This is a genomic window from Nostoc foliaceum FACHB-393, assembly GCF_014698505.1.
GTDB classification, from domain to species: domain Bacteria; phylum Cyanobacteriota; class Cyanobacteriia; order Cyanobacteriales; family Nostocaceae; genus Nostoc; species Nostoc foliaceum_A.
Genome location: NZ_JACJTD010000019.1, coordinates 42082 through 57203, shown reverse-complemented (window position 1 = coordinate 57203; position 15122 = coordinate 42082). Strand labels below are relative to the sequence as shown.

Below are 15122 nucleotides of genomic sequence, written 5' to 3'. Positions count from 1 at the left end.
GCATCTGGAAAACCTCTCTCTAAATCTCTCTCCTAAAAGGAGAGAGACTTTGAATTTTCCCACTTCCCGCGACGTGTTGGGGGTTAGGGGGTTAGGTTTTTGGTGAACTTTTCCACATAACTTAAAAAGCCAGCTATTACAATCACTTGTTTAAGCTAATAAAATGTTCCGTACTTGTTGGGCGATTTGATTCCAGTCATAGTGTGTGGTGGCGTACTGGCGACAGGCTTCTCGTGAAGGTATAGAAATATTTCCCAAAAGCACATCTTCTAATTTTTCAGCAATGGCCGAGGCTTCGGTCGAAGTAGTAATTAAATCGGGTGAGAATTCTGATAAAATTTCTGGCATTCCCCCAACTGGAGTACATAAAACAGGAGTACCACAGGCTAGAGACTCGATTATTACTAATCCAAACCCTTCAAAAGATTGACTAGGCATGAGAGTCAATTCAGCAGCTTGATAAGCTATAGGTAATTGCTCATCAGGTAGAAAACCTAAAAATTTAACGTTGTCATCTAGTCCTAATTCTGTAGCCTGTTGTTGTAGTGCAGCTTGGATGTGACCACGACCTGCGATCGCTAACCAAACATCTGGTATTCTGGGCTTAATTATAGCCAGTGCTTGCAATAGTTTATCAACACCGGTTCGATGTACTAAGCGGCGGGATGTAAATATTATCCGCCGATTACTAGGCCAGCCTAGCTTTGCACAAGCCTCTTGGGGTGATAAATTTGGCTGAAACCAGTTTATATCAACTCCACCAGGAATAATATTAATTTTGCTCCACGGTACTTGGTATTTCTCATGTAGAATTTTACCAAATGCTTTGCTCAAAACAATGAAGCGATCGCAGCGATTATAGGTGTTTTGTTCTATTAGCCAGTGCTTGATTAAAAGGCTAAGGTTTTTATTAACCACTTCTTGCTGACTCTCAGAAGCCCAAGGACCATGAAAGTTAAAAGTAACTGGTACTCCCTTTGGTAAAATATCCAAAATAGGAAAGCTATATAGTGCAAAGTGCAAATTAATAGCATCTGGTTTGCTTGTTCTTGTTTTCTTAAAATTATTGCGAATCGACCATAATCTTTGCCAAATGGCACTATCAACAGAAGCCAAATTAGTCAGCTTAATCGGCGAATTTATTTCCGCCTCTGGTAGACCTACTCCGCATAATTCAACCTGGTCTTGATTTGCTGCTAATTTATGAGTTAGTTCATAAATATACCTTTCTAGTCCTCCGGGACTTTTGGGAAACCAGCCCAATCCAAGGGTGAGAATAGATGCAGACGATGAAGCAAAGTTTTCTGATTTATTTCCCATTGATGTATTTCCTATAAATATATTAAAACAGGCGCACAGTCGTGCGCGTCTACATCTGTATCCAAACCGGAATCACTAAAATTTTCAAATATACATTATCAATAAGAGCTTTTGTATAGAACACCAATTTATAAACTATTTATATGTCAACGTCAACAAGGAATTGAAACTGTGTTTTTAGTAACTAAACAACACTTAGCTAGACATATATGATACCTACCAATCAAGAAAGATGAATGCTATATAGGGAGAGAAAAAAGTTGATAAAAACTAATAAATTTAGAAGTATTTTGTATTAATGTTTACCATTTTTATTAAACAATAGGTAAATATTAATACTTAAATATATTAGTTGGAAATTCAAATAATCAGGTGAGTTTTATAAAGATTATGTAAAACTTGCTATTAAATGTGATGTCTATGGATAGCCTGTATCTTAGCCACTTCAAAATAGTTATATTTTTTGCGGATTACCGAAAAAATGATTGTATATAAATAATTAAAAGCTTAAAAAATATATGAAAAATAAATTACTGACGCAGTTAATAAAACTCCGTCACCGACTCAACCAGCACCTCAAAAAAATATTTAAGATTAGATATATACAAAAAAGTAAAACTTTCAACTTTTTACTAAGTCTGACTGTTGGAGTAATTGTTACTACTCTTGGAATTACAACAGACTGGGCGACAAGTGGAACACGCACGCTTATCTACAAAACATCGTCGATAAGTAATACTATTGGCAATGAAAGGTCGATACAAAACAATACTGAAACACCCACAATTACACACAAAGAAATCTCGATAAGTAATACTATTGCCAGTGAAAATCTGCTAGTACAAAACAATACGGGAACATCCACACCTACCTATAAAACATCGTGGATAGGTAACACGATTGGCAGTGGAAATCTGCGGGTACAAAACAATATTGAGGCAATGTATGTTGCCTCTGATGGCACAGTTTATACTAATAGCCATTGGGATGAAGCGGGAATGGAAGCAGCCATATATAAGGATGGTAAGGTTATTGGTGCTATTGGGGATACTCACGGTTGGAGTCGTGGAGGTGGCAAAGCTGTAACAGCAAATAGTAAATATATTTACATTGCCATGACTCAGGGATCGAGGGGCAAAACCAATGAAGATTACCCAGCAGAAGGAACAACTTGGCATTGCGTTAGACGCTATGATTTGTCGGGAAAACCAGCACCTTTTCCTGAAGGGCGTGGCTGGGATAAAAGTATGTTAATTACCAGTACTAAAAGTGAAGTTACTGGATTAGCAACTGTGGGTAACGAGTTGTATGTGAGTGATTTTGCTACCAACCAGATTCGTGTCTATGATACTGATACGATGAAGGAACTACGAACCTTTACCGTTGCTAATCCGGGAGCAATAACTATTGATCTACAAAAAAATCTGTGGATTATTCAAAGCAAAAATGGTAGTAAGCCTGCCAAGATTCTTCATTATTTGCCGAGTGGGAAGCAATTACCCCAACAGATTGCAGATATCGTTGAACCAACTGCGATCGCAATTAATCATCAAGGTAAGCTGTTAGTGGCAGAAAATGGGCCGCGTCAGCAAATGTTGATTTATGACATCAAAGATAAGCCGACGCAGGTGGGTAGTTTCGGCTCTCAAGGCGGTATCTATGCAGGAGTTCCTGGTGAAGTTCGAGATTTAAAACTTTACGGGCTTACCGGAGTTGGTACAGATGCTTCCGGCAATATTTATATAAATAGTAATGGTTTCAACAAATCAGGAACAGATTTGCGGAAATTTTCGCCATCGGGAAAACTAATATGGCGATCGCTAGGATTAATATTCGTCGATAATGCAGATGCCGATCCTAAAACTGATGGTGTAGATTTATTCACCAAACAAGAACACTATCTAATGGATTACAGTAAGCCTGCTGGTAAGCAATGGACTTACAAAGCCTACACCTTAAATGCTTTCAAATATCCTCAAGATCCCCGTCTGCATACATCGCCAGATGGAACCTTTGTTCGCCGCATCCAAGGGAAGCCGTTCTTGTTCCTCACAGATATGTATAACAGCTTTCTGCAAATATATCGTTTTAATCCAGACACAGATGGCAAAGTTGCCATACCAGCCGGAATGTTTGTCGGTAGCAATGGCGCAGATAAACCATTTATCACCGGAAATTGGCCACCGCATCAACCAGAGAAAGGGGAATGGATCTGGCGCGATCGCAACGGTAATGGCAAATTTGAAAAGAACGAATATGATACCAGCAAAGATTATCCCTATATCGGCGGGTGGTGGGTAGACAGCAAAGGAGATGTTTGGAAAGCTTTGCGAACAGAAGATGGCATTCGACATTATCCGTTACAGGGAATAGATGCTAAAGGCAACCCCATATACAGCTATGGTTCGATGGAAAAGCAAACTACTCCCAACATATTTAACGACTTGCGGCGGATCGAATATTTCCCCCAAACAGATACTATGTATTTGTCAGGCTTTACAGTAGATCACCCTGCATTCGGTGACGATGCTGGAGTTGCTGGATCTGAGATTGCCCGTTTTGACAATTGGAGTAAAGGAAATCGTACTCCTCGCTGGCGGATTGTAATTCCTTACGACACCACCGGGAAACGCGAAGTATCTACAGCCGCGATGAGTGTGGCGGGAGATTATGTCTTTGCCGTGACAGTTAAAACCGCAGAAGTATATGTTTACAACGCCAAGACGGGAGCACAAGTACAACAGTTAAAACCAGGCCCAGAAGTTGGCAGCGAAAGTGGCTGGATTGATATACCCTACGGCATCCGCGCTTTTCGGCGTTCAAATGGTGAGTATCTGGTATTTGTAGAAGAAAATTGGAAAGGAAAAGTCATTGTGTATCGGCTAGCGGGGTAATACCGCAAGGCGGAAGTTAAAAGTCAAAAGTCAAATCTTACCAGTTTGGCTAATTAGACATCTCCGAAAATTAATTGCATGACCCCTCTCCAAACCTCTCCCCGAAGCGGAGAGAGGCTTTAATTCCCCCTTCCCTGCAAGGGAAGGGGGGTAGGGGGTTAGGTTAGGTCTGCGCCTGACTTTAAGGTTTCTAAATCTTTTTCGGAGATGTCTATTTACTGTACCTGAAAAATTTGCAGACAAATAAGGTGTGTTTGGGCATAGAGTTAGGGAGTGTTGACGAGGTATTTATAAAGGTCATTAATGACAGCATCAGCCGCAAGCAAATTTCCGCCTCGCCAAGTCATGTAATTTATAGAGTAAACATGATTTTGTTGAACGGCTCGAAGCTTTTTCCAAAGTGGGTTTTGCTTGAGTTTATCAAGAGACTTTTGATCATCATTACTCAAGGTTCCCACGAATAAAATATCACCGTCAGCTTTCTCTAATTCTTCTATAGAAAAGTAAAGCTGTGTATAAGGTACAATAATATCTTGTGCTTTGGAACGTTGCAGCCCCACATCCTTAAGAATAGAATCGGGAAATGAGTTCTTAGCTTCGCTAAATATCGCGCCAGGAGCCAAGAAGACAAGAGAAATTTCCTTGTGCTTGTAGCGATCGCCTAAAGCTGCTTTGAGTTCTTCAACTCGTTGATAATAGCGTTCCCAAGCCTGCTTTGCAGCTTCTTGTCTTCCTAATACCTGAGTAACAAAATCAAATAGCTCTCGCCAAGTTTTATTTTGTCGCCAATCAAATAGTACAGTGGGAGCAATTTTTGAAAGTAAAGGATAAAATTGCTTTTCCGCGTTCCAACCTATAATAATATCGGGCTTAAGCAGTAAAATTTTTTCTAGATTAGGTGAAGAAATTCCTAATGATTGGATAGTATCTACTTTACCTTCTAGATATGTATCTTCACTTAGCATATCAATGAAGGTACTTCCCAGGGGCTTAACTCCAAGGGTAAGCGCATTACCTAAAGTTGGTAAAGAAAAAGTGACAATACGCTGAGGATTAATCGGAACGCAGGTTTTTCCCATTGTGTGTTTAACTATATGGCAATCTTTACTTACCACTTCAGCAGGAGAAACTGTGTTTTGAACTGTATAACTGCTACAAGTCGTAATTAGTCCAAAAACCAAAACTGTTAATAGTAAATAACCTATCCAATGGCGTATTTTCGCTGTCTTCATGACTTCAGTCAGCTTCTTAAGAGTTCCACAAAATTGTACCTATACAAAATCTAAACTGAATCTTCTGCAAATAGAATTAAAACTGTACTGAAACTGACCCGGTGATTGCAAAAGGCGAACCTTGAGTAATATTTGCTCGATTGTTTGAACCGGAAGCATAACGAATATCAAAAAGGTTTTCAATACCTAATCTAAAGGTCAGGTTATTAACTTTGTAAGCAGCACCTAAATCTACTCGCACGTAGCCAGGAAGCTCAAAAGTATTTTCATTATCTCCTTGTCTTTCACCTACATAAACTAAACCTGTACCTAAACTCAAACCCCTTAGCGAACCTTCTGTAAAGTCGTACTTTCCATACAGCCCCACGCTGTGTTCTGGAGTATTAATCGGACGGTTCCCTTCTTGACCAGGGACGACACTTGTGGTAATTTCTGAATCTAGGTAGGTATAAGCTGCAATCAGGCTCAAATTCTCGGTTACTTTTCCTGTGACATCTAATTCAAATCCACGGCTACGAATATCGCCTACAAGGATGCTGAAATCAGGGTTGCTGGGATCGCTTTCTGCAATGTTTGTTTGTTCCAACTGAAACAGTGCAGCCGTGACACTCAATCTATCATCTAACAGATTTACTTTAGCACCAACTTCATATTGAGTAGCTTTTCTGGGTTCGGCAAAACCACCATCTGAAAGTAAACCAAATTGTGGCTCTGTCGATTGACTAAAGCTAGTATAAACTGAAGCTGAATCTGTCAGGCTATAAACTAACCCGATGCTTGGAGAAATGTAATTATCTTCTTGTTGAGTTACGCCACCATTTATATTCTCAAATCCGCCGTAACGCAAACCTGCTAGTAAACGAAATTGTCCAAGTTTGATGAAATCTTGAATGTAAACGCCCCAATTGCTATCACTAAAATCAACTGTCCTATTAGTAAGTCCGGTGGGGATAGGAACATCGAAAGTAGGGTTAGCAACGTCAATACTACCAAAAAAACCAGCATTCACACCATTGAACCTTGAACTGTACTTGTTGTATTCAACCCCTGCTAGTAACTTATGTTCTATGGCTCCAATATTGAATTTTCCTCTGATTTCACCTCGCAGATTGTATTGATTATAGTCATCAAAAATTGTTCGGTAAAAACGTGTTAGAGTATCACCTTCAAAACCAAGTGCAACAAAGATCGGATTAGCTTCTCTTTGTGTATTAAAATACTGACCGCTGAGATTAAGCGACCAATCCTTACTAATTGGCTGATCTAAGTAGGCTGCAATCCGATAGTGATCGTAAATTTGGCTATTGCGGGGGTCTGTGTAACTGCGGTCATAGAAAAACTGACCATTAAAGAATTTAGCTCCAGTATTAAAGTCTTTATCTTGTCGGTAATACTCCCCATCAATTGTTAAAGAACCACCTTCACCCGTTGATAATGTCACAGAAGGAGCAACAAAAATGCGATTATCTTCAACGTTATCTACAAAATAATCCGAATCTTGATAGGCCAGAATCAGGCGATAAAGTACATTTTTGTCGTCAGTTAACGGCCCTGTTAAATCAACCTCACCACGATAAAAATTAAAGCTGCCGATATCGGCTGAAAATTTATAACTGGGAGTAGCTTGGGGCTTCTTGGTAATATAGTTAACGACTCCACCAGGGGAACCTGTTCCATAAAGTAACGAAGAGAAACCTTTCAAAATTTCCAGACGTTCAATATTTGCAAAGTCTCTAATTAAAGAACGGTAATTATCTCGTAACCCATTAATATAAACTTGGCTACCTGTACTAAATCCCCGAATTTGAAAATCAGTGAAGAGTCCACCCTGCCCAACATTTCCTGCTGTAACTCCACTAATGTAAGGGGCTAAGTCTTCTACTCGTCGGGGTGCTTTATCTTCAATAAATTCCTCTGTAATTACGCCAATTGATGCAGGTGTTTCTATTAATGGAATGTCAAGTCTACTTCCAGTGGTAGCATCTGGCACTCGATATCCATTCTGTTCCCCTGTCACCACCAACTCAATCGGCTCATCCTGCTGCGTCGCTGATTCTTCCGGTACTGTCTCACTTGCTGGCTTTTCTTGAGCTTGTGGCGTTTCCAACGGCTGTGGTGGCTGCATCGCCGTTGCAGTAGAAGTTATACCAAAAACCAGCCCTGCATTATCGTCAAATAACTCAACGGTTGGTAAAGTGTTCTCACCTACCACCGTCACCCGCACAGTATTTGCATCAATATTCGTAACCGTTATTTCAGTAATTCCCGCAGTTGGTTTTTCCGAACGAAAGTTGAAAGCATTGCCGTTAGGTAACTGCAACTGAGCATTAGGAATATCTGCAATAAAATTATTCTCGGTGTTGCGATTTGTAATTTGTAGTTGTTCTCCCAGAGGTGTCTCTAAAATTATCTCTACACCTTTTTCAGTGGGATTCGCCTTAACTCCCGTGACTGGGATAATTTCTGATGTAGGTGTTGGTGACTGCACCAAAATTTGAGTATTGCCAGAAGAATTAGTATTTTCTGCCCATGTTGCTTGCACTCCTAGAATCAAAAATACATTTGTCAGCAATAGCAGCCGCCCCAGTTGTAAAAAATTCACCATCACTCCCCCACCTTCAAGCTTAATAGAAACTTTTCCTAAATAGCTTATGAAGAAGTATGAAGGTGAAGATAGAGATAATTCTGCTCAAACGGAATTTTTATTCTGCTCAAACGGAAAATTTCTTAATACAATCCCGTGGACGGATGCCAAACTTTTTCCGAAACGCTCTCCCAAAAGCAGTCAGGTCATTGTAACCTACCAGATGGGCAACTTCTCCGACCTTCCAACTACCTGTCTGAAGCATTTGCCATGCTTGCTCCATGCAATAACCGTGGAGATAACTAAATACCGTCGTGCCAAAAACCTGACGAAAACCCTGTTTGAGAGTGCATTCATTTAAACCTACTAGTCTTGCTAACTCTGCTAAACTGGGTGGGTTATCTAGCTTTTGTTGCAAAATATCCCTAGCATAATAAATTCTATCTACTAAATCGCCTGTCAATGGATGAAGATTGCTTTCACCATCTTGAATTTCTGTTTCCACAGCTAGCAACATTCCCATCAACTCTAAAGCTTTGCCTTCCAGATAAACCCGCTTGGCAATTCCACGATAAGGACACTGGATAATTTGCTTGGCAACAGTTTGCATAGCTGGTGTAGCGATCGCATCACGACAGTAACATTCTTTCCCAGATGATCTGACCAAATGTTGCAATTCCTTTGGTATTTCCCCATCTGGATTACCAGCCAGAGAGGACAATGTCTCAGGCATCATCTCGATAATCACTTCCAAAAAAGGCTGTCTGGCGGAAATATCACCTAGTGATTCTATTTCTATACCTTTTCCGTAGACACCGTATCTTCCACCCTCAAGGGAAGTTTGCCGGCTCTGATTTTCTCCAGAGAGATGAAAGTGATACTCTATACCAGTTGTATCTAGATCGGAGAATTCTACAGTCAAGCGATCGCGCATCTCATAGTCAGCAATAGTTAAATGTAAACCTTCCCTAAGTTGAATTTCTCGCCAGTAGCCTTGTCCTAATGGCTGCGGAAACTTGTGCATCACATCAAACTTGTCCTTGGGGTCAGGATAGTGACTAGTTCCATTAGTCCGCATCTCGTTCCACAATTCATCGTAAGCTTGTTGGGAAATGGTGATAGTCATTTAGGATAAAGTCTTAGCCTCTAATCAAGAAATTATCTCATTAATTTGAGCGATCGCACGGGCATTACTGCGACGATAAGCTTCACTTTCTGAAAACACACGCGATCGCTCGTAGGTTTCAGCAGTAAAGCTTTTAATTGTGGCAAATGATATTGGTGATGCCAAATTGGGCAATAATCGAACTTTCTTGTTCTACTACAACATTTATTAAATAGGATGGTGCGAGGTCAAAGATTTTATTGAGGATAGTAAAAATTGCAGCAGTCCATACTTGAGGGCGATAGTTTTTAGCGTAGTTTAAGCACAGTCTGGTAATACCAATTCTCTAAATTTTGGCAATAGATTCAAATCCTCTAAAGCTAGAATGTATAGGACTTTCGTAATTACGTAATTATGAATCATTTTGTGGTGGTATTTGGGCGAAAATAGCAGACTGTAACAGTTCAGGAAGCTGTTTCCAAACTACATTTCCTTTATCGCTTTTGATATACAGTTGCATAAATTCTAATAACGCTGCTGGGCTTTCTTCTGGAGTTAGATTGACAAAGAGATAAGTGGGTTTATCGGGACTAGAAGCAGCTACAACACAGCCTTGACTGCACGCCCATAAACATCCCACTGGTTGAATTTCCACTTCATCATCTGGGAATTGCTCGGCGCATAAAGTGTTCAATTTATCAAGTAAAATATCGCCATCAAAAGGCGGCTTTGAAGGTCGTTTTTCAGATGAACAGTGGCAGGATTTACAGATAAAAATCGTGTGTTTGGGCATGGGTTTAAGGTGTGTTGACAAGGTATTTGTAGAGGTCATCAATGACTGCATCCGCAGCAATTAAGTTTGATCCGATCCAAGCCTCACGATCCACAAGATATACCTGACCTTTCTCAACGGCTCTAAGTGTTTGCCAAAGAGGCTTCTGTTGCAGCTTTTCAAAAGCTTTTCTGCTTTCTTCTCCCTTTTCTTGGAAAATCATCACAAAGATAATATCACCATCGACTTCTTCTAGTTTTTCTTCAGAAATAGGTAGAGGAGAATTTGAGTTCCTAACACGATGCAATCCAATATCGTTAAGAATGGAACCAGCAAATGAGTCTTGAGTGTCGCTATATATTCTCATGCCGCCATAAACGCCAATTATAGATATTTCTTTATCTTTATATTGATCGCTTACGGCTATTTTCAGCTTTTGAATTCTCTGGTAGTAGCGATTCCAAGCTTGTTGTGCAGCTTCTTGTTTTCCTAATGCTTCAGCTACGAAGTTAAAATGTTCTCGCCATGATCTAGTGCCACCTTCCCACTTACCTAGTGCCGTAGGAATAATTTGAGAAAGAAGAGGATAAATTTTGCGTGCAATTTCCCAACCTAAAATTAAGTCAGGTTTCAGCAGCAATATTTTTTCTAGGTCGGGTTCATACATTTCACCTATTTCGTCTATCCCCTCTATTTTGTTCCTCAAATACGAAGGGTACTCATAGTCTGAGGTACTTGCAATCGGTTTAATACCAAGCACAAGCGCATTAGCCAACGTAAAGCGCGATATGGTGATCAGGTGTTGAGGGTTATTAGGTACACAAGTATCCCCCATTGTGTGCTGTATCATTCGACATGAGGTCTCTAATGAATTAGCGAGTTGAGATTTTGAATGATGTGCGGGATAACTGCTACAAGCAGTAATTGACACAACCATTAAAATCCCAGCTAGAAATAAATAACATGAAGACAGTGGTAGGGGATATAACTTCATTGTAGATACTCCAATTGCGTTGATCCCCCAGGGCAAACTTGCTTTATAGAGGCAGGTGTCACAAGCCGTGAAGTCAAAACTGCCACCCTACCGTTGCCTGCACCGTGAAAGGTTCACCTGAATTAACACTGGTTCTGCTAGCAGCAGAATCATAATAGTTAACATCAAACAAATTTTTGAAATTGAGGGATGCCCGAAATCTATCCTGCTTGTAGAAGATGGCAGCATCAGTGAGGAAGTAACTAGGCAACTCAAAAGTGTTTGCCAAATCTCCTTGTCGATCGCCTACATAGAAAAGTCCTAATCCAATGCCTAAACCTTTCAAAGCCCCTTCTTGAAGTTCATAGCTTGTCCAGAGATTGAAGCTATTTCTGGGGGTGTTTCTCAGCAAGTTACCGACAGGAAGTGTATTGTCTTGAGTGATTTGAGCATCATTGTAGGCATAGCCTGCAATGATATTCCATCCTGACAAAATTTCGCCGCCAATGTTGAATTCAATGCCTCGGCTTTGCTGTTCACCTGTTTGGATAAAAAAGCCGACTCTACCGGGTGTTGGATCAGCGGTTGAGACATTAGAACGGGTCAGATCGTAGAAAGCAAGGGTTGCAGAAAGTCTATCAGTCAAATCTGCCTTAACCCCAACTTCATACTGAGTGCCGCGTTCTGGTTGAAAGGCACTACCTTCAAACGTGACTCCAGTGACTGGGTTAAAGGATCGGCTGTAGCTGGCATAGAGGGAAATTGGCGCAATGGGTTGATAGACAATGCCTACACGGGGACTAAAGGCATCACCAGATAGGTTTTGTTCAGCATTGGTGATGAGATTTTTTGTAATTCCTGTGAATGTATCAAACCGTACACCCAACAGCAGTTTCAGATTATCAGCCAGTGTAATCTGATCTTGAACATAAATACCTAATGTATCGGTCGAACTATCGTTACCTGCTCTTAAAATTTCATCACCAATGGGTTGTCCATAAACAGGATTGAACAGGTCAATTGAAGCACCTTCGCGCTCAATAAAAAGAAAACCGCTCTCTTGCCTAGTGAGATTCACCCCCGCAACAATTTGATGCTGAATGCTACCTGTAATAAACTCACCCACAATATAAGTATCAGAATTGAAGAATTGTGCATAGCTATCAGAGGATGAGGCTGTTCTAAGCAAGGTGCGGTTATCTGTAGCCAAAGCATTGCTGATTAATGCATCTAAATCACGATCGCTTCGCGAAAATCTAAAAGCATTGCGTAGCTCCCAGTTTTCACTAAACCGATGTTCGAGATTGTAGCTCACTGCAAGAGAAGATATATCGTCGTTTGAATCTGGCTCAGTGTAATTACGATTGCGCGGTATTCTGCCATTCGGATTTGGCAACACACTCCCTACAGCAGGGACACCGATATTACCACTTGAACGTGGGCGATTGAGATATTCAGCTTCTAGTGTGAGTTTGGTGCGATCGCTGATTTGCCAAGTGAGGACAGGTGCAACAAAGTATTGCTGTTCCTCATAGAAGTCAACGAAACTTTCTGTAGTGAGAGCTTCCATGTTCAGACGATACAACACTGTTTTGCTGTCATTCAATGGACCAGTCAGGTCAACAGCGCCGCGATAAAAATTGAAACTCCCCACAGAAGCTTCCAACAAGTAATAGGGTTCCGTGAGTGGCTGTTTGGTGACATAGTTAATTAAGCCTCCGAATTCGCCTTGACCAAAGAGAACGGAGGCTGGTCCCTTGAGAACTTCAATCCGTTCGATGTTAGCTAGATTAAAAATATTACTCCCAGGGTCTCTCAAACCATTTCTAAGAATATCTCTAGTAGCAACAAAGCCTCGAATGTTGATTGTCGCAGCTCCACTGCGAGATGCGCTATTTTGTCCCTGGGATACACCAGCTACATTTCTAAGCGCCTCACTTGGGTTTCTCACCTGTTGATCGCGCAGCACTTGCTGAGGCACTACCTGAATTGATTGAGGAATATCGCGCAGAGGTGTGTCGGTTTTGGTGGCAGTTGACGAATCTCTTACACGATAACCATCTTGCTCACCTGTCACGACTAATTCAATCGGCTCATCTTCAATCGGCTCATCACCTGCTGATGGTGTCTCCTGTGGTGTTTCACTTGCTGGCTTTTCTCCAGCTTGTGGTGTTTGGGGCTGTTGCGGTGGAGAAGTCGCAATTGCAGCAGAAGTTATACCAAAAACCAAACCTGCATTATCATCAAATAACTCAACCGTTGGTAAAGTTTTCTCACCCACCACCGTGACTCGCACAGTATTTGCATTAACATTTGTAACCGTTATTTCTGTAACTCCCGCAACTGGTTTTTCCGAACGGAATGTAAAAGCATCGCCACTGGGTAAACGCAGTTGGGCATTAGGAATGTCAGCAATAAAGTTATTCTCAGCACTGCGATTAGTGATTTGCAGTTGTTCGCCTTGAGTTGTTTGTAAAATCACCTCCACACCTTGTTCAGTGGGATTAGCTTGCACTCCTGTCACCTGTATTACCTCTGAGGAAGCTGGCGACTGTACAAGTAATTCTGCACTCTGGGAAATCTGCTCAATCTCACTGGGTTGAAGAATCTTTCTGTTTGATTTCTCTGACTTTGCATTCCCCAAAGAACTTGCAACTTGAGACGGAAAATGTCGGTGCTTCCTGTTACTAGAAGCTAATACTGGAGATTTCCTGTTGACAGACTCCTGAACTCTAACTCCAAGGGTGTCCTTGAATGTAGATTTTCTGAATGCCGCAGTAGAAGATTCACCTTGAGTTTCTTCACTTCTAGCAGGAGTGCTAATAAAAACCACAACTGCACCTGTCAGCAACAGACTTTGAAACAATTTATCTAACTTCATTGATTCACCTACACTCCCTCACACCACTTGACAGTATTAAGAAAATTTCCTAACTAAACTGGCAGTTTATGTATCATAGGGGATTCGGATTTTTTATTTGAACGCTAGACGGATTTTTTTTCTGAACGCTAGACGGATTTCTGGCGATGCTGAAAGTATTGATTGGGATTCAAGCCGAACTTTTTGCGGAAAGCTAAGGCAAAGTAGCTGCGACTATCAAAACCTACTCTAAATGCCACTTCTTCCACCTTCATTTCTCCTGAGACTAAAAGTTGTCTGGCTTTTTCTAGTCGATAGTCGTGCAAATATTTAAACGCAGACGTGCCGAAAACTTGACGAAACCCACGCTTCAACTTGAAGTCATTTAGCCCAACTTGCCGTGCTAACTCCATCAAGCTGGGTGGATTCTCTAGATTACCCAGTAAAATTTCTTTGGCTTGGTAAATTTTATCAATATCACTCAAATTCTTTGCAGTCAAACTACAATCATGAACTTCCTGCTTCTGGAATTGCTGGAAATGAAGCGTAATCAATTCCACCGCCTTACTTTCCAGATACATCCGCTTCATCAAGCCTTGATGGGGACACTGTAAAATCTCACGTAACACTCGCCGCATTTGCCGTGTTATTTTTCCTTGATGGTAATAAGGCTGTACCTTACCCCCAATTAAGGCTTGACGTAGGGAAATTGGTATCTGTTCTAAATCTTCCTCGCCAAAACCTTGAAAAAATTTCTGCGGTTCAATTTCCAGATAAATTCGTGAAAACTTCTCACCGGCTTTCCACCATTCAGTTTCTTTGATATCGTAGTTACATTCTGAATAATATCTGCCTACTGCTTCGTCTGTCTTGTCGGTTAAACCGTGGCGTTCAATTCTCACTTTTCCTGAAAGAAAAAAACTCAAGCCAAATCGAGATTTATCTAAACTATTTCTAATCCATACAAGATCATCAATAAACTCTTCTTCATGTATTGAAATAGACAATCCACTAAGTAATTCTGCCCAGCAATGATATGTATTACAGACATCAAAAATCTTCCCTTGGCGGATAGTTTCAACCCCCTTTGATTGAATAGAAACTGTACCCTTTTGCTCACTTTCTGCCAACAGTTCTTCCCAGTCTGTATCTGTCAGAATTTTTGTCATAGTTTAATGATAATTACTGTTATTATCAAGCTGATATATGATTGAAACTAACGAGCTTTTTCAAGTTGCCCAAAAGGGAACACCTAAATACTGGATGCAATTCTGATTGCGAACTGACAAGTCAGCGCTTGCGTGATGCCTACTGGAGCGATCGCTACGCTCCAGTAGTCAGTACCCCAGCCCGCTATAGCTTTAAATAAGAAGTGTTCTCAA

The 15122-nt window shown here is 40.8% G+C and carries 11 protein-coding genes; 2 read left to right on the top strand and 9 right to left on the bottom strand.

The window, feature by feature from the left end; translation table 11 throughout:
• Nucleotides 1–150: 150 nt before the first annotated feature.
• Nucleotides 151–1320: a glycosyltransferase family 4 protein gene (locus tag H6G92_RS17140; protein WP_190894844.1), complete on the bottom strand. Its 1170-nt coding sequence runs from the start codon at nt 1318–1320 to the stop codon at nt 151–153.
• Nucleotides 1321–1838: 518 nt separating this feature from the next.
• On the opposite strand from H6G92_RS17140, the gene H6G92_RS17135 reads away from it, so the two are divergent.
• The gene (locus tag H6G92_RS17135) at nt 1839–4214 is read left to right on the top strand and encodes a hypothetical protein (protein WP_190894843.1); all 2376 of its coding nucleotides are present in this window, start codon (nt 1839–1841) and stop codon (nt 4212–4214) included.
• Nucleotides 4215–4480: 266 nt separating this feature from the next.
• Here the strand turns inward: H6G92_RS17135 and H6G92_RS17130 are convergent, their stop codons facing one another.
• From H6G92_RS17130 to H6G92_RS17095, 8 genes are all read right to left on the bottom strand, one after another.
• Nucleotides 4481–5446: an iron-siderophore ABC transporter substrate-binding protein gene (locus tag H6G92_RS17130; RefSeq protein ID WP_190894842.1), complete on the bottom strand. Its 966-nt coding sequence runs from the start codon at nt 5444–5446 to the stop codon at nt 4481–4483.
• A gap of 76 nt (nt 5447–5522) precedes the next feature.
• On the bottom strand, nt 5523–8051 hold the full coding sequence (locus H6G92_RS17125; protein ID WP_190894841.1) for a TonB-dependent siderophore receptor: 2529 nt from the start codon (nt 8049–8051) through the stop codon (nt 5523–5525).
• Nucleotides 8052–8157: 106 nt separating this feature from the next.
• Nucleotides 8158–9156: a helix-turn-helix domain-containing protein gene (locus tag H6G92_RS17120; protein WP_190894840.1), complete on the bottom strand. Its 999-nt coding sequence runs from the start codon at nt 9154–9156 to the stop codon at nt 8158–8160.
• Between the two features lie 24 nt (nt 9157–9180).
• Nucleotides 9181–9330, bottom strand: a complete 150-nt coding sequence (locus tag H6G92_RS17115; protein WP_190971445.1) for a hypothetical protein — start codon at nt 9328–9330, stop codon at nt 9181–9183.
• A 217-nt stretch (nt 9331–9547) separates the two neighbouring features.
• Nucleotides 9548–9928, bottom strand: a complete 381-nt coding sequence (locus H6G92_RS17110) for a DUF1636 family protein (RefSeq protein ID WP_190894839.1) — start codon at nt 9926–9928, stop codon at nt 9548–9550.
• 4 nt (nt 9929–9932) lie between these two features.
• Entirely contained in the window at nt 9933–10901 is a 969-nt protein-coding gene (locus tag H6G92_RS17105) for an iron-siderophore ABC transporter substrate-binding protein (protein WP_242059172.1), read from the bottom strand.
• A 73-nt stretch (nt 10902–10974) separates the two neighbouring features.
• The gene (locus H6G92_RS17100) at nt 10975–13761 is read right to left on the bottom strand and encodes a TonB-dependent siderophore receptor (protein WP_190894838.1); all 2787 of its coding nucleotides are present in this window, start codon (nt 13759–13761) and stop codon (nt 10975–10977) included.
• A 128-nt stretch (nt 13762–13889) separates the two neighbouring features.
• Nucleotides 13890–14909, bottom strand: coding sequence for a helix-turn-helix transcriptional regulator (locus tag H6G92_RS17095; RefSeq protein WP_190894837.1), 1020 nt, complete (start codon nt 14907–14909; stop codon nt 13890–13892).
• Nucleotides 14910–14974: 65 nt separating this feature from the next.
• Here H6G92_RS17095 and H6G92_RS40335 point away from each other — a divergent pair, with 65 nt between their 5' ends.
• Nucleotides 14975–15109, top strand: coding sequence for a hypothetical protein (locus tag H6G92_RS40335; protein ID WP_277926752.1), 135 nt, complete (start codon nt 14975–14977; stop codon nt 15107–15109).
• Nucleotides 15110–15122: the final 13 nt, after the last annotated feature.